Source organism: Actinosynnema sp. (assembly GCF_052038725.1).
The window spans coordinates 1-15,435 of record NZ_JBQGCX010000621.1 but is presented as its reverse complement, the minus strand read 5'-3'; the positions used below and the strand labels follow the sequence as shown (position 1 = coordinate 15,435).

The following is a 15,435-nucleotide window of genomic DNA, read 5'->3' as shown; positions in this document are numbered from 1 at the left end:
GCCGGGGTCGAGCAGTGGCTGCTGGTGCTGACCTGACGGGGCGGCGGCGGGGACGGGGAGCCGCCCCCCCGGCGAGGCGGAGCGCTCAGGGGGTCAGGGCCGCGGTGATGATCCGCTCGGCCGTCGGCGGCAGCTCGCCCGCCTCCATGTCCAGGGTGTTCACCGAGTAGACGATCGTGCGCGAGCCGTCCTCGGTCACCGCGACGCCCGTGTTGTAGCCGGGCCGGTCGCCGGTCTTGCCCCACAGCACCACGCCGCCCAGCTCGATCCGGTTCACGCCGAGCCCGTGCGCCGCGCCGGGGAGCGGCAGCGTCAGCATCTCCGCCCGCGAGCGCTCGCCGATCAGGTCGCCGAACACCAGCGCGTTGATCAACCGGTCCAGGTCGCGCGCGCTGGAGACCGCCTCCGCCGCCGCCCACTGGAACGTCGGGTTCGCCCCCGTCACGTCCCAGTGGGAGCCGTCCTCCCGCAGCTGGTACCCGTGCGAGTGCTCGCCCCTGATCCCGGTCTCGGCGCCGGGCAGGTAGGTGTCGCGCAGCCCCAGCGGGCGGATCACCAGCTCCCGCACCGAGTCCGCGTACGGCCTGCCGGTCGCCGCCTCGATCACCAGGCCCGCCACCAGGTACCCCTGGTTGCCGTAGCGCTGCTCGGCGCCGGGGCGGTGCAGCGGGCCCTTCGCCACGCCCAGCCCCACCACCTCGCGCGGGTCCCAGGTGCGGTAGCGGTTCTCGGCGAACCAGCCGGTGCTCTTGTGCGGCAGGCCGTTGCCCGCGATGCCGTGGGTGTGGTTCAGCAGCTGCCGCACGGTGATCGGCTCGAACGCGGCGGGCAGCAGGTCGGGCAGGTGCTGCTGCACGGTGTCGTCCAGGTCGAGCACGCCGCGCTCGTCGAGGCGGAGCACCGCGGCGGCGGTCAGGAGCTTCGTGGCGCTGCCGATGCGGAACCGGCCCTCCGGGGACACCGGGCGGGTCGTGCCGAGCCGGGAGACGCCGCCGGAGCCCGTCCAGGAGCCCGCGCGGCCGGAGACGCGGACCAGCGCCCCGGACGCCTCCCCGTCCGGCAGGCCCGCCACGGCGGCGGCCAGCGCGGCGCGGTCGAGCGGGGGGACGGCGGGCGCCGCCTGGGCCGGGACCGCCGCCGCCAGGAGGAGCCCTGCGGCGGCCAGAGCGGTGATCGTTGTGCGCATGGGGAGAAGCTGCCCGGTCCGGGGCCTCCCCGGCATCGGGGAGGTCCCGGAGTCCGGCTCAGGGGCTCACAGGCGGTAGGCGAGGGTCGCGGTGGTCGAGAACAGGGCGGTGCGCTCGGCCCCGGACAGGTCGGCGGTCAGCTCGCGGGCCGCCGCCAGGACCTCCGCGTGGCTCGCGGCCAGCAGGCAGACCGGCCAGTCCGAGCCGAACATCAGGCGGCGCGGCCCGAACGCCTCCAGGACGGTCTCGCAGACCGGCCTCAGGTCCGCCACCGACCAGTTCGCCCAGTCGGCCTCGGTGACGAGCCCGGACAGCTTGCACAGCACGTTCGGGCGGGCCGCCAGCGCGCGCACCTCCGCCGCCCACTCGCGCAGGTCGCCGCCCACCGGGGGCTTGGAGCAGTGGTCGAGCACGAAGGTCAGCTGCGGCAGGGCAGCCGCCGCCCTGCGGGCCGCCGGGAGCTGGTGCGGCAGGGTCAGCAGCTCGTACACCAGCCCGCCCGCCGCGACCGCCGCCAGCCCGCGCAGGACGTCGGGCCGGATCAGCCAGTCCGGGTCGTGCTCGGCCTGCACCTGGTGCCGGACGCCGCGCAGCCAGCGCGCGCCGGGCAGCGCCCGCAGGGCCGCGAGCTGGGCGGGGACGTCGCCGGTCAGGTCCAGCCAGCCGACCACCGCCCCCACCAGCGGCTCGCGGTCGGCGAGCGCGAGCAGCTCCGGGGTCTCGGCGGGCCCGGCCGCGGTCTGGACCAGGACGGTCGTGGTCACCTCGGGGGCGGCCCTGGCGAGGTCGTGGACGGTGAAGTCCCGGCGGATCGCGGACATCCGCCCGGTGATCCACGGCTGGTCGCGGACCGCCAGGTCCCACACGTGGTGGTGCGCGTCGACGATCACGCCAGCTCCTCCCACAGCGCGCCGGGCACGGTCGCGGCGAGCGCGGCGGCGTTCGCGCGGACCTGCGCGGCCGAGCGCATCCCCACCAGCACCGAGCGGACCGCCGGGTGCCGCAGGGGGAACTGGAGCGCCGCGGCGGGCAGGGCGACGCCGTGCGCGGCGCACGTCCACGCCAGCGCCCTGGCGCGCGCCAGCAGCTCGGGCGGCGCGGGGGCGTAGTCGTGGGTCGCCCCGTCCGGGACGACGCGCTCGGCCAGGAGGCCGGAGTTGAAGGGAGCCGCGGCGACCACCTCGACGCCGCGCTCCGCGCACAGGTCGAGCAGACCCGTCGCGCCGCGTTCGAGAAGGGTGTGCCGCCCGGCTAGCAGGACCACGTCCACGTCGGTCTCGCGGACGAACCGCTCGGGAACCCGCCACTGGTTCATGCCGACTCCAACGGCGCGGACCACCCCTTGGTCACGCAGGTCCGCGAGCGCCGGGTAGGCCTCGTCGATCGCCTGCCGCCAGTGGTGGTCCGGGTCGTGCAGGTACACCACGTCCACCCGGTCCACGCCCAGCCTGTCCGCGGAGGACTCCAGGGAGCGGCGGACGCCGTCCGCGCTGAAGTCCCACACCCGCCGGGAGTGGGCGGGCACCGCGAAGCCGTTCGCCAGGTCGTCGCCGACCGGGTCGACGGGCTCCAGGAGCCTGCCGACCTTGGTGGACAGCACGAAGTCCGCCCTGGGGACGCCCGCCAGCGCCGCGCCCAGCCGCCGCTCGGACAGGCCGAGGCCGTAGTGCGGGGCGGTGTCGTAGTAGCGGATGCCCGCCTCCCAGGCGGCGCGCACGGCGGCCTCCGCGTCCGCGTCGGCCACCGGCTCGTACAGGTTGCCCAGCGGCGCGGCGCCGAAGCCGAGGCGGGACAGCCCGGTCACGGCTCCGGCCGCAGCCGCAGGCCGTGCATCCCGCCGTCGACGGCCAGCACGGTCCCGGTGGTGGAGCCGGACAGCGGGCTGGCCAGGTGGGCGATCGCGGCGGCCACCTCCTCGGCCGCCACCAGCCTGCCGTGCGGCTGCCTGGCCTCCAGCGCGGCCCGCTCGGCGACCGGGTCGGGGGCCGACGCCAGGAGCCTGCCCACCCACGGGGTGTCGGCGGTGCCGGGGGCGACCGCGTTGAACCGGACGCCCTCGCGGAGGTGGTCGGCGGCCATCGCCAGGGTCAGCGCGTGCACCGCGCCCTTGCTGGCCGAGTACACCGCGCGCTGCGGCAGGCCGGCGTGCGCGGCGATCGAGCCGGTGGTGACGACGGCTGCGGACGGCGAGCGGCGCAGGTGCGGAAGGGCCGCGCGGACCACCCTGGCGACGCCGACGACGTTGACGTCCAGCACCCGCAGCCACTCGGCGTCGTCGGCCGCCGCCACGTCGCCCTGCGCGCCGATCCCCGCGTTGGCCACCAGCACGTCCAGCCGCCCGGTCTCGGCGGTCAGCTCGGCGAGCGCCGCGCGCACCGAGGCGTCGTCGGCCACGTCGGTGCGCAGCCCGCGCAGCGGCTCGGGCGCCTCGGGGTCCAGGTCGAGCGCGTAGACCACCGCGCCGCGCTCGGCGAGCAGCCGCGCGGTGGCCAGTCCGATGCCGGACGCCCCGCCGGTGACCGCGGCCACCAGCCCGTCGAAGTCGTTCACCGCTCCCCCGTCCCCGCCCACACCGGACCGTCCGGGTAGCGGTGGTCGCGCACCGACGATTCCTTGAGCTGGGCCGAGAAACCCGGCGCGGTGGGCGCGAGGTAGCGGCCGTCGCGGACCACCGCCGGGTCGGTGAAGTGCTCGTGCAGGTGGTCGACCCACTCCAGCACGCGGCCGTCCAGCGAGCCGGAGACCGCGACGTAGTCGACCATCGCCAGGTGCCGCACCAGCTCGCACAGGCCGACGCCGCCCGCGTGCGGGCACACCGGGACGCCGAACTTGCGGGCCAGCAGCAGGATCGCGAGCAGCTCGCCGACCCCGCCGACCCGGCAGGCGTCCAGCTGCACCACGTCCACCGCCCCGGCCTGGAGCAGCTGCTTGAACACCACCCGGTTGGCCGCGTGCTCGCCGGTGGCGACCCGGACCGGGGCGACCGCCTCGGCGATGGCGCGGTGGCCGAGCACGTCGTCGGGCGAGGTGGGCTCCTCCACCCAGTACGGGTCGAACGGGGCCAGCTCGCGCACCCAGCCGATCGCGGCGCCCACGTCCCAGCGCTGGTTGGCGTCGACGGCGATCCGCACGGACGGGCCGACGACGGAGCGGGCCAGGCCCATCCGGCGGATGTCGTCGGACAGGTCGGCGCCGACCTTGAGCTTGATCATGTCGAAGCCGTCGGCGACCGCGCGGGCGGCGAGGTCAGCGAGCTTGTCGTCGGGGTGGCCGAGCCAGCCGGGCGAGGTGGTGTAGGCGGGGTAGCCGCAGCGCTGGAGCTCCTCGGCGCGGGTGGAGCGGCCGGGCTGGGCGTCGCGCAGGATGGTGAGCGCCTCGTCGGGGGTGAGGGCGTCGGTGAGGTAGCGGAAGTCGACCAGGCCGACCAGCTCCTCGGGGGACATGTCCGACAGGAACCGCCACAGCGGCAGGCCCGCGCGGCGGGAGGCGAGGTCCCAGGCGGCGTTCACGACCGCGCCCACGGCCATGTGCGCGACGCCCTTCTCCGGGCCCAGCCAGCGGATCTGCGAGTCGCCGACCAGGTCGGCGGACAGGGCGGCGAGCGCGGCGGCGTCCTCGGGGACGGGCCTGCCGACGACGTGCGGGGCGAGCGCGCGGATCGCGGCGGCCTGCACGTCGTTGCCCCGGCCGATGGTGAAGACGAGGCCGTGGCCCTCGGGGCCGGAGTCGGTGCGCAGGACGGCGTAGGCGGCGGAGTAGTCGGGGTCGGGGTTCATCGCGTCGGAGCCGTCGAGCTCGCGCGAGGTGGGGAAACGGACGTCGACCACGTCCACGGCGGTGATCGTCGCGGGGGCGGTGGGGGCGGGGGCGGTGGGGGCGGGCGGGTCCGGGCGCGGCGCGGCGCCACCCGGAGAGGTGGTCTTCCGGGTGCCGGTCGGCGCGGCGCCGGTCGGCGCGGCGGTGGGCACGCGGGCGGCGGCGGGCGCGCCCGGTTCCGGCGTGGGCATCACGCCTGCCCGATGCGCTGCCGCTGCGCGCCGAGGCCGTCGATCTCCAGCTCGACCACGTCGCCCTCGCGCAGGTACGGCTTCGGCTCGGGCTGGCCGAGCGCGACGCCCGCGGGCGTGCCGGTGTTGATCAGGTCACCCGGTCGGAGGACGACGAACCAGCTCAGGTAGCGGACCAGCTCGGCCACCGGGAAGATCATGCGCCGCGTGGAGGAGTCCTGGCGGAGCCGACCGTTGACCCGCAGCCGCATCCCGAGGTCCTGCGGGTCGGGCACCTCGTCGGCGGGCCCCAGGAAGGGGCCGAGGGGGTTGAACGTCTCGCAGTTCTTGCCCTTGTCCCACTGCCCGCCGCGCTCCAGCTGGAACTCGCGCTCGGACACGTCGTGCGAGAGCGCGTACCCGGCGACGTGGTCCAGCGCCTCCTCGGCGCTGTCCAGGTACCGGGCGGTGCGGCCGATCACGACGCCCAGCTCGACCTCCCAGTCGGTCTTGACCGACCGGCGCGGCAGGAGCACCTCGTCGTCCGGGCCGACGACGGTGTCCGCGGCCTTCAGGAACACCACCGGTTCGGCGGGCGGCACCTGGCCGGTCTCGTCGGCGTGGTCGCGGTAGTTGAGGCCGATGCAGACGACCTTGCCGATGCCCGCGACCGGCGGGCCGACCCGGACGCCCTCGACCGCCAGGCGCGGCAGCAGGCCCCGGTCGAGCGCGGCCCTGGCCCTGGCGATGCCGCCGGACGCCAGGAAGGCGCCGTCCACGTCGGCGGTGAGCCCGCTCAGGTCGTGCACGGTCCCGTCGTCCGCGCGGACGGCGGGGCGTTCGGAACCCGGCTCCCCCAGGCGCATCAGCTGCACGGAAGCCCCTCCTCGATGAGCGACGACACATCGGGTGTCTACCCGCCTCGCAGGCCGGGCGTCCAGTGCGCGCGCGTCGATTGGTCCGATGACTGTCCGCTTTCCCGAAGGGTCCGCACGATGAGACTGCACCGCCGGGTCGTGACGGCGGCGGCGCTGGCCGCCGCGCTCGCCGCGCCGCTCGCCCCGCTCGGGCACGCCGCGCCCGACCGCCCCCGGCCGCACCGGGTCACCGCGTTCGTCGAGCTGGTCGGGGTGCCCGCCGTGGACGCCGCCGCGACCGCGCGCAGCGACCCGCGCGGGGCGGCGCGGGCGGCTCGGGCGCGCACCGGGAACAACGCCGACGCCGTGCTGGACGCGGTGCGCTCGGTCGACCGGGGCGCCGCGCGGGTCGGGGTGACGGTGAACGCGGTGCCGGGGGTGGTGCTCACCGCCGAACCGGCCGTGCTGCGCTGGGTGGCGGGGATGCCGCAGGTCCGGTCGGTGCGGCAGGCGGTGCCCAAGCGGGTGGACAACGCGGGCGCGGTGCGGCTGACCGGCGCGGCGGCGGTCTGGCGGGCGGTGGGGCCGACCGCGCCGGGCCACGGCGGCGCGGCGGCCGGGGACGGCCTGCGCGAGGGCCTGCGCGGCGAGGGGCTGCGGATCGGGGTGGTCGACACCGGCGTCGACTACACGCACGCCGACTTCGGCGGCTCGGGCGGGTACGAGGAGGTGGACCGGACCGGGCCGTGGGAGCCGAACGCGAAGGTCGTCGGCGGGTACGACTTCGCGGGCGACGACTACGACGCCAACGACCCCGAGCGCGGGACGCCCTCCCCCGACCCGAACCCCGTCGACTGCCAGGGCCACGGCACGCACGTCGCGGGCACGGCCGCCGGGTACGGGGTGAACGCGGACGGGTCCACCTTCGCGGGCGCGCACTCCGGGCTGTCCGACGACGACCTCGCGGCCATGCGGATCGGCCCCGGCACCGCGCCCGCCGCGCGGGTGTACGCGCTGAAGGTGTTCGGCTGCGCGGGGTCGACGAACGTGGTGTCGCAGGCGCTGGACTGGGCGCTCGACCCGGACGGCGACGGCGACCCCTCCGACCACCTGGACGTGGTGAACCTGTCGCTGGGCAGCGACTTCGGCGCGGTGGACGACCCGGACTCGGCGTTCGTGCGCAAGCTCGTGCGGCACGGGGTGGTCGTGGTGGCGTCGGCGGGCAACGCGGGCGACCTGTACGACGCGGGCGGGTCGCCGGGGAGCACGCCGGAGGCGGTGACCGTGGCGAACACGCGGGACGCGTCGGTGCTGCTGGACGGGGTCGGGCTGCCGGGTGGGTCGGGCGAGGCGGGCGGGTCGGGCGGTGAGGAGGTGCTGCCCGGCCAGTACGGCAAGGAGTTCACCGGGTACGCCGACCTCGACGTCGAGCTGCCCGTCGTGCCGGTCGCGGACGCGGGCAACGCCGACGGCTGCGCCCCGATCGACCAGGACCTGTCCGGGCGGCTGGTGTGGCTGGAGTGGGACGACGCGGACTCCACCCGCGAGTGCGGGTCGGCGGTGCGGGCGGACCACGCGCGGGACGCCGGGGCGGCGGGCGCGGTGCTCACCTCGGGGCGCGCCGTGTTCGGCGCGGGGATCGCGGGCAACGCGGACGTCCCGGTGTTCCAGCTCACCGGACCGGCCACCGACCGGGTGCGCCCGCTGCTCGCGGACGGCTCGCTGCGGCTGCGCCTGGCCGGGTCGCTGCGCGACGCCGCGCCGACCGTGATCGAGACCCTGGCCGACACCGTCACGCCGTCGTCGGCGCGCGGGTCGCGGCTGGCGGGCGGGGCGAAGCCGGACCTGGCCGCCCCCGGCGACACGATCGTGTCCGCGCTGGTGGGCAGCGGGAGCGGCGGGGTCAGCAAGGGCGGGACGTCGATGGCCGCGCCGCACGTCGCCGGGCTGGCCGCGCTGGTGCGGCAGGCGCACCCGGACTGGACCGCGGAGGAGGTCAAGGCGGCGCTGGTGAACACCGCGTCCGCGCGGGTGGTGTCCGGGGACGACCGGACGACCGGGCTGACCGAGGCGACCAGTCGGGTGGGCGCGGGCCGGGTGGACGCGCGGGCGGCGGTGCGCACCGGACTGCTCGCGGTCGTGCCGGAGGCCCCCGGTGCGGTCGGGGTGTCGTTCGGGACCGTGGAGGCGGGCGCCCCGGTGGAGCTGACCCGGACCGTGGAGCTGGTCAACAAGACCGGGGAGGACCTGGCGGCGGTGGCCGCCTACCGGCCCGCCACCGAGGTGCCCGGCGCGGAGGTCGAGGTGCTGCCCAGGACCGCGCGGGTGCCCGCCGGGGGCGCGGCGCGGGTGTCGGTGCGGCTGCGGGTCGACCCGGCCGCGCTGCGCAAGGTCGGCGACCCGACGCTGGAGGTGGAGCAGCGGGGGCACGCGCGGCAGTTCCTGGCCGAGGTGTCCGGGCGGGTGGTGTTCCGGGCGGGCGCGCAGGACGCGGTGCTGCCGGTGTACGCCGCGCCCCGGCCGGTGTCGGCGCTGGCCGCGCGCCCGGCGCCCGGCGGGGTGGAGCTGGTCGGGCGCGGGCTGGACCAGGGCGAGGGGGCCGGGGCCTACCGGTCGCTGGTGAGCGCGTTCGAGCTGCACGGGCGCAGCCCGGAGCTGCCGCCGTGCGGGTCGGAGCTGCTGACCGGGTGCCTGGCGGCGGGGTCGGCGCGGGGCGGCGACCTGCGGTACGCGGGCGCGTCGGCGGCGGACGGGGTGCTGTCGTTCGGGATCGCGACGTGGGGGACGTGGACCGGGCTGGGCGCGGGCGGGACGACGCCGGTGGTGGGCGTGGACGTGGACCGGGACGGGGCGGAGGACTACCGGGTGCAGGTGGCGCGGCCGTCCGACGGGAGCGGGAAGGTCGTCGCGGACCTGTGGCTGGCGCGCACCACGCGGGTGTCCGACGACGAGGTGGTGGACGAGCGGCCGGTCAACGGGTGGCACGGGGAGGTGGACAGCGCGGTGATGGACAACGACGTGCTGGCGCTGCCGGTGTCCCTGGGGGCGATCGGGGTCGCGCTCGGGGACGGGCCGGTGCGGTACCGGGTGCGCACGCGCGGGTGGGCGCTGCCCGCCGGGACCGAGGACGGGGTGGTGGACCGCTTCGACGGCTGGTTCGACGTCGACCCGGCCGGGTCGCGGGTGGCGCTGCCGGTCGGGTCGCCCGCGCGGGACGGGCTGCTCGTGCCGGTGCGCGGGGCGGGCGAGGTCCTGGTGCTGCACCACCACAACGGCGGCGGTTCCCGCGCGGAAGTGGTGGTTTACTCCGGGGAATGAGCTTCGTGGTCGGCGTTGACGGGGGCGGCACGTCCACCAGGGCGCTGGTCTTCGGCGCCGACGGGACCCGGCTGGGGGCCGGGGTCGCGGGCGGGTCGAACCCGAACTCGGTGGGGGCCGGGACGGCCGCCGCGAACCTGCGGCTGGCGCTGGAGGGCGCGCTGTCCGGGGTGGACGCGGGCGCGGTCGCGGCCGGGGTGCTCGGGATGGCCGGGTCCAGCAGGCTGACCGACCCCGAGGTGGACGCGCTGTTCCGGGCGGCCTGGGCGGGCGCGGGGCTGCGCTGCCCGATGCGGGTGGTGACCGACTGCGAGGCCGCGTTCGCCGCGGGGACGCCCGCGCCGGACGGCACGGTCCTGGTCGCGGGCACCGGGTCGATCGCGGCGCGGGTGCGCGGGCGGCGGGTGGTCGGCACGGTCGGCGGGCACGGGTGGCTGCTCGGGGACGAGGGGTCGGCGTTCTGGCTGGGCCGGGAGGCGGTGCGGGCGGCGCTGCGGGCGCTGGAGGCGGGCGAGCTGGACGGGCTGGCGCGCGCGGTGCTGGAGCGGGCCGGGGTCGGGGAGGGGCCGGGCGCGTGGGCGCGGCTGATCACGGCGGCGAACGCGGGGCCGCCGGTGGCGCTGGCCGGGTACGCGCCGCTGGTGACGGCGGCGGCCGGGGCTCCCGGCGAGGTCGTGGCGGCGCGGATCGTGGACGGGTGCGCTCGGGTGCTGGCCGACCTGGCGGTGGCGGCGCGCACGGCGGTGGAGGTGGCGGCGGTGGTGCTGGTGGGCAGCCTGGTGGGCGCGCCGGTGCTCGGGGAGCGGCTGCGGGCGGAGCTGGCGGCGCGGGTGGACGGCGAGGTCGTGGTGGTGCGGGAGGCCGCCGCGGGCGCGGCGTGGCTGGCCGCGCTGGAGAGCGGGGCCGAGGACGGGTGGCGGGAGCGGGCGCTGGGGTGAGCGCGGCGGGCCCCGTCCCGCCCTGGTCAGGTTGAACACCATCGGTTCATCGCACTTCAGCTCCAGCAGCACGCTTCACAACCTCTTTCTCTAGCCCCCCTTTAGGTTGATAATCAAGGGGGGCTAGAGTCATACTGTGACCAAGCCGATGAAGCGGCGCGTGGTGGAAGCGGCGCTGGCAAGAGAGGGGTGCTACGTGGTGAGCGACAACGGCAGGCACACCAAGTACGGCTGCGCCTGTGGTAAGCACACCACAGCGCTCCCCCGCCACAAAGAGATCTCGGCTGGCGTCGTGGACAGCGTCGGCAAGCAGATGGGATGTCTTCCAAAGGGGTGGTTGCAGTGAAGTCGTACAGCGCTACCGCGACTCGTGAAGGCCGTTGGTGGGTGGTCGAGGTCGCCGGCGTCGGCGTGACGCAGGGCCGCACGACCCGGGAAGCCGAGCGCATGGCCGCGGATCTGGTCGCGATCACGCTGGACGTTTCCGCTGAAGAGGTCTCCGTCGACATCACGTTCCAACTCGGGGGTGACCTGGCTGCCGAGGTGGAGCACGTGAAGCAGGCGCAGCGAGAAGCGGAAAGGGCGCAGGAGCAGGCCGCTGACAAGTCTCGTGCGGTGGTTCGGCGCGTGCTCGCCGCAGGCTTGTCCAAACAGGACGCCGCACGGATCCTGGGCGTCTCCGCCCAGCGGATCAGCCAACTCGCGCCCGGCACGGTGTAGCGGGCGCGAGACGCCCTGCTCGACCGCCGCGGGACAGGCCCCGGTCCCGCTCGCGCCCCGGCCCTACCCGGCCGCCACGTGCGCCGCGAACGCCGCCGCCGCCGGTGACGTCGCCGGGTCCCTCGGCAGCACCAGGTCCACGGTGTGCACCAGCCCCTCCTCGCGCAGCGGCACCGCCACGACGCCCTCGGCGGGCAGGTCGGTCCGCTCGGGCACCAGCGCCACGCCCAGCCCCGCCCTGGTCAGGTTGAACACCATCGGCAGGTCGACCACCTCGCAGCTGATCCGCCGGGTCAGCCCGCGCTCGGCGAACGCCAGGTCCACCAGGTCCCGGCTCTCGTGGCCGGGGTAGGTGTCCACGAACCGCTCCCCCGCCAGGTCCGCCAGCGCCAGCCCGTCCCGGCCCGCCAGCGGGTGGCCCGACGCGAGCAGCGCGACCACCGGCTGGGTGGACAGGCGGGTGGCGCGCAGGCCGGGCAGGCGGGCGGGCGCGCCGGTGACGACCGCGCAGTCCAGGCCGCCCTCGGCGACCAGCGCCAGCGCGCGGTCGCGGCCCGGCTGCCGCACCGAGATGTCCAGGCCGGGGTGGGCGGTCGCGAACGACGCCAGCCAGTTCACGAAGCGGCACGACACGTCCCGGTTGTGCAGCGGGAGCGCGCCGATGGTGAACGGGCCCGCGACCAGGCCCCGCACGTCCCGGACGAGCTGCTTGGCCCGCTCGGACTCCTGCAGGGTGCGCCGCGCGCCGGGGAGCAGCGCCCGGCCCGCGGTGGTCAGGCGGACCGGGCGGGAGCCCCGGACGAACAGCTCGGAGCCGACGTCGCGCTCCAGGGACCGGATCGACGAGGACAGGCCGGACTGCACGATCCGCTCGCGCTCGGCCGCCCGCGTGAAGCTGGACTCCTCGGCCAGCGCGACGAAGTGCTTCAGGTGCCGCAGTTCCACCTCGCGATCATCTCCCGGAGAGATGGAAGACAACTCCAGCAGGTGCGGCGGAGCTGAGATGGGGCGTCCCGAGCACCGGGTTGGACGGGGTGAAGGCACTCGTGGAAGGAACCCCGATGGAACTCGGCATCTACTCGTTCGGCGACCTCGCCCCCCGCGCGGTCGGGGGCCCACCGACGTCGCGCGGCGGCTCGCCGACCTGGTCGCCCAGGTCAGGACCGCCGACGAGGCCGGGCTGGACGTCGTCGCGATCGGCGAGCACCACCGGCGCGAGTTCACCGTCTCCGCGCCGGAGATCGTGCTCGCCGCGCTGGCCGGGGTCACCTCGTCGATCCGGCTCGCCTCCGGCGTGACCGTGCTGTCCACCCAGGACCCGGTCCGGGTGTTCCAGCAGTTCGCGACGCTGGACCAGCTGTCCGGCGGGCGCGCGGAGGTCATCGTGGGGCGCGGGGCGTTCACCGAGTCGTTCCCGCTGTTCGGGCACGACCTGCGCGACTACGACGCGCTGTTCGACACCAAGGTCAGGGCGCTGCTGGAGCTGACCCGCGCGCGGGAGCTGCCGGTGGTCAACGGCGTCGACGTCGTGCCGAGGCCGTTGCAGCCCGAGCTGCCGGTGTGGATCGGGGTGGGCGGCACGCCGCAGTCGGCGATCCGGGCCGGGGTGCTGGGCACGCCGATGTTCCTGGCGTTCTTCACCGGTCCGGAGACCTCGCGCGGCACGGCCGAGCTGTACCGGCGGGCGGGTGAGCAGGCCGGGCACGACCCGGCGTCGCTCCGGCTCGCCAGCGGCGGGCACATGTTCGTCGGCCGGACCTCGCAGGGCGCGAAGGACGACTTCTACCCGTACTACTCGGACTACTTCTCGCTGCACCCGCGCATGGGGGACGGGATGCCCAGGGGCGTCTACGACGAGTGGCTGCGCGCGGGGCTGCTGGTGGGCAGCCCGCAGGAGGTGGTGGACAAGATCCTGCGGCACCGGGAGGTGCTCGGGGTGGACCGGTACGTCGGCCAGTTCGACGTGGGCGGGATGCCGGTGGCGATGACCAACCGCAGCCTGGAGCTGTTCCTCACCGAGGTGGTGCCCGCGGTGCGCGCGGAAACCGCCTAGCGCCGGGGGATCGGCGCGCGGGGCCCGCACCGCCGACCTCCCGGCGGGACGGGCCCTAGTCGACCCGCTCGGACCTCTCGGCGGCGGGATCGGTTGCGGCAGCGGGGTTCCCGGCGGGATCGGTTGCGACAGCCGGGTTCCCGGCGGGATCGGCTGCGGCAGCCGGGTTCCCAGCAGCAGAACCCGCTGCGACAGCCGGGTTCCCGGCGGGCGCGGGGCCCGCCGCCTCCCCCGGCACGCGCGGGTGCCGCAGGCCGGGGTGGTCGGCGGGCAGCGACCTGCGGATCACCCACCAGCTCACCACGACGCACACCACCTGCAGCGGCCAGCTCAGCGCGACCTGCGCCACCCCCAGCGCCACCACCTGCCCCGCCAGCCAGAACCCGCCGAACACCGCCACCCGCAGCAGGTACTGCCCCACCCACGGCCAGCTCGCGTACCGGTAGGCGCGCATCAGGTCGGGGTCCTTGCGCCACTTGAGCTTCTGCCCGGTGACCAGCCCGACCACCACGCCCAGCAGCGGCCAGCGCAGCACGATGCTCGCCGCCCACACGAGGGCGCTGCCGACGTTGAGCAGGATGCGCAGCAGGAAGAAGTCCTCGGCCCGCCCGGTGCGCAGCGCCACGTACGCCGCGAGCACCACCAGGGTCAGGCTCACCACGACCGCCCTGGGCTTGCCGCCCCGCGCCAGCCGGTAGGCGCCGATCACCACGCCGCAGAGCACCGCCGCGAGCGCGCCCGCGCCGATGGAGCGCTCGCCGAGCAGCCAGCCGAGCGCGAACACCGCGGGCGGCAGTGACGCGTCGAGTGCCCCGCTGCGCCCGCCGAGCAGTTCGGCCAGCGACTCCTGACGAGTGTCGGTCATGCTCCCAGGGTGCATGAGGGGACCCTTACCGCGACCACGCACCCCGGTAACGGTCGCGTGTCGGTGCGGCCCCCGCCCCGCGCGCCCGAACGCGGTCCGCCGCGCGGCGGCCACCAGCCCGAACCGGGACGGGGAAGATCGAACCGGACGAACCGGACCGCTAACCGATGGTGAGCTCGCGCGATCCGATGGTCACGGTCAGTCGCCGGTCGGGTTCGGAGGGGGGCGTCGAGGCGGTCGTGGAAGTCGTGATCTCCGTCGCACTCGTCGTGGTGGTGGACGTCACCTGCGGGACCTTCGTGACGACCACCCTGGACGTCTCGGTGACCGTGCTCGGGGTCGCGCCGGTCGGGTCGACGCCCCCGCCGCGGTCCATCGGCGGGCCGTCGCCCGCCGGGGTCGTGGACGTGCGGCTGGGCTCGATCCGCTGCCCCTCAGCGGGTTTCGGCGGGCCGTCGTCGAGCAGGACGGCCGTGGTGATGCCGGTGAGCGCGGCGATGAGCGCGAACGTCACCGCCGGGAGGGGAAGTCGGGGCACGGTCGGCAAGGCTACGTGCGGGCACCCGGCGAAACGCCCATTGCCGACACCCTGTCCCACCATCGAGTGATACGCGCGTCCCGTCTCGCGGGACCCGGAGGTGGCGCGAATCCGAAGTGCGGGAGCATCCTTGTCCGCGCGGTGCGGGGGTGTCGCGCAGGAGGGAGGAGCTGTGCAGGAGTTGGACAGCTACGTCGCGGTGGGGGACAGCTTCACCGAAGGCCTGGACGATCCAGCACCCCACGGCGGGTATCTCGGGTGGGCCGACCGGTTGGCGGCCATGATCTCCTCGCGCCAGCGGGGGTTCAGGTACGCCAACCTGGCGATCCGGGGCAGGTTGCTCCAGGCGATCGTGGAGGAGCAGGTCCCGGTCGCGGTGGCGCTCAAGCCGAGCCTGGTGACGTTCTGCGCGGGCGGGAACGACCTGCTCATGCCAGGAGCGGACCCGGACGCGGTGGCCGAGGTGTACGAGATCGCGGTGGCCGAACTGCGGGCCACGGGCGCGGAGGTCGTGATCTTCACGGGCTTCGACCCGAGGCACGCGCCGGTGCTGCGCTCGCTGCGGGGCAAGGTGGCGATCTACAACTCGCACCTGTGGTCGGTGGCCGAGCGCTACGACTGCAAGGTCGTGGACCTGTGGTCGATGACGGTGCTGCACGACATCAGGGCGTGGGGTCCGGACCGGCTGCACCTGGCGCCCGAGGGGCACCAGCGGGTGGCGCTGCGGGTGGCCGAGCTGCTCGGCCACGAGCAGGAGGAGCAGTGGCGCACGCCGTGGCCGGTGATCGCCGAGGACGACTGGATGACCCAGCGCAGGCAGGACCTGAAGTGGGCGCGGGAGCACGTGGTCCCGTTCATCACCAGGCACCTGCGGGGCGCGTCGCTCGGTGACGGCGTCGTGCCGAAGCGGCCCGAGCTGCTGCCGATCAGCAGCGGCGAGAACAACTAGCCGGACGCGGGCCGGGGCGCCTCG

General features: G+C 75.9%; 15 protein-coding genes. 6 read left to right on the top strand and 9 right to left on the bottom strand.

The features are described 5' to 3' along the window. Positions 1-85 precede the first annotated feature (85 nt). From ACTUAL_RS13185 to ACTUAL_RS13160, 6 genes are all read right to left on the bottom strand, one after another. Positions 86-1,186 (bottom strand): serine hydrolase domain-containing protein, encoded by a 1,101-nt coding sequence (locus ACTUAL_RS13185; RefSeq protein ID WP_440900437.1) that lies wholly within the window; start codon positions 1,184-1,186, stop codon positions 86-88. A 66-nt stretch (positions 1,187-1,252) separates the two neighbouring features. Then, a complete protein-coding gene (locus ACTUAL_RS13180) occupies positions 1,253-2,077 on the bottom strand; it encodes an amidohydrolase family protein (RefSeq protein WP_096491253.1) in 825 nt (274 codons plus the stop codon). Beyond that, positions 2,074-2,991, bottom strand: a complete 918-nt coding sequence (locus tag ACTUAL_RS13175; protein ID WP_440900436.1) for an aldo/keto reductase — start codon at positions 2,989-2,991, stop codon at positions 2,074-2,076. Before ACTUAL_RS13175 ends, ACTUAL_RS13180 begins: the two co-directional genes overlap by 4 nt. After that, positions 2,988-3,737, bottom strand: a complete 750-nt coding sequence (locus tag ACTUAL_RS13170; RefSeq protein ID WP_440900435.1) for an SDR family NAD(P)-dependent oxidoreductase — start codon at positions 3,735-3,737, stop codon at positions 2,988-2,990. The genes ACTUAL_RS13175 and ACTUAL_RS13170 overlap by 4 nt, the downstream gene beginning before the upstream one ends. Next, the gene (locus ACTUAL_RS13165; protein WP_440900434.1) at positions 3,734-5,194 is read right to left on the bottom strand and encodes an enolase C-terminal domain-like protein; all 1,461 of its coding nucleotides are present in this window, start codon (positions 5,192-5,194) and stop codon (positions 3,734-3,736) included. Before ACTUAL_RS13165 ends, ACTUAL_RS13170 begins: the two co-directional genes overlap by 4 nt. Further along, entirely contained in the window at positions 5,194-6,048 is an 855-nt protein-coding gene (locus tag ACTUAL_RS13160) for a fumarylacetoacetate hydrolase family protein (RefSeq protein ID WP_440900433.1), read from the bottom strand. The genes ACTUAL_RS13165 and ACTUAL_RS13160 overlap by 1 nt, the downstream gene beginning before the upstream one ends. A gap of 120 nt (positions 6,049-6,168) precedes the next feature. Here ACTUAL_RS13160 and ACTUAL_RS13155 point away from each other — a divergent pair, with 120 nt between their 5' ends. The 4 genes from ACTUAL_RS13155 to ACTUAL_RS13140 all read left to right on the top strand — a co-directional run bounded on the left by ACTUAL_RS13155 (position 6,169) and on the right by ACTUAL_RS13140 (position 11,006). Then, on the top strand, positions 6,169-9,348 hold the full coding sequence (locus tag ACTUAL_RS13155; RefSeq protein ID WP_440900432.1) for a S8 family serine peptidase: 3,180 nt from the start codon (positions 6,169-6,171) through the stop codon (positions 9,346-9,348). Next, complete coding sequence (locus ACTUAL_RS13150; protein WP_440900431.1) at positions 9,345-10,286, top strand: N-acetylglucosamine kinase; 942 nt, start codon at positions 9,345-9,347, stop codon at positions 10,284-10,286. Before ACTUAL_RS13155 ends, ACTUAL_RS13150 begins: the two co-directional genes overlap by 4 nt. A 136-nt stretch (positions 10,287-10,422) precedes the next feature. Then, positions 10,423-10,632, top strand: a complete 210-nt coding sequence (locus tag ACTUAL_RS13145) for a type II toxin-antitoxin system HicA family toxin (protein WP_440900430.1) — start codon at positions 10,423-10,425, stop codon at positions 10,630-10,632. After that, on the top strand, positions 10,629-11,006 hold the full coding sequence (locus tag ACTUAL_RS13140) for a hypothetical protein (RefSeq protein ID WP_440900429.1): 378 nt from the start codon (positions 10,629-10,631) through the stop codon (positions 11,004-11,006). Before ACTUAL_RS13145 ends, ACTUAL_RS13140 begins: the two co-directional genes overlap by 4 nt. A gap of 63 nt (positions 11,007-11,069) precedes the next feature. Here ACTUAL_RS13140 and ACTUAL_RS13135 read toward each other — a convergent pair whose 3' ends face one another. Next, the gene (locus ACTUAL_RS13135) at positions 11,070-11,951 is read right to left on the bottom strand and encodes a LysR family transcriptional regulator (RefSeq protein WP_177154470.1); all 882 of its coding nucleotides are present in this window, start codon (positions 11,949-11,951) and stop codon (positions 11,070-11,072) included. Positions 11,952-12,009: 58 nt separating this feature from the next. Here ACTUAL_RS13135 and ACTUAL_RS13130 point away from each other — a divergent pair, with 58 nt between their 5' ends. Then, positions 12,010-13,059 (top strand): LLM class flavin-dependent oxidoreductase, encoded by a 1,050-nt coding sequence (locus ACTUAL_RS13130; protein WP_440900428.1) that lies wholly within the window; start codon positions 12,010-12,012, stop codon positions 13,057-13,059. A 55-nt stretch (positions 13,060-13,114) separates the two neighbouring features. Here ACTUAL_RS13130 and ACTUAL_RS13125 read toward each other — a convergent pair whose 3' ends face one another. Next, positions 13,115-13,924, bottom strand: a complete 810-nt coding sequence (locus ACTUAL_RS13125; RefSeq protein WP_440900427.1) for a DUF3159 domain-containing protein — start codon at positions 13,922-13,924, stop codon at positions 13,115-13,117. 160 nt (positions 13,925-14,084) lie between these two features. After that, positions 14,085-14,438, bottom strand: a complete 354-nt coding sequence (locus tag ACTUAL_RS13120; protein ID WP_096491244.1) for a hypothetical protein — start codon at positions 14,436-14,438, stop codon at positions 14,085-14,087. Positions 14,439-14,634: 196 nt separating this feature from the next. Between ACTUAL_RS13120 and ACTUAL_RS13115 the strand changes: the two genes are divergently transcribed. Continuing rightward, entirely contained in the window at positions 14,635-15,411 is a 777-nt protein-coding gene (locus ACTUAL_RS13115) for an SGNH/GDSL hydrolase family protein (protein ID WP_096491243.1), read from the top strand. The last annotated feature ends 24 nt before the right edge of the window (positions 15,412-15,435 follow it).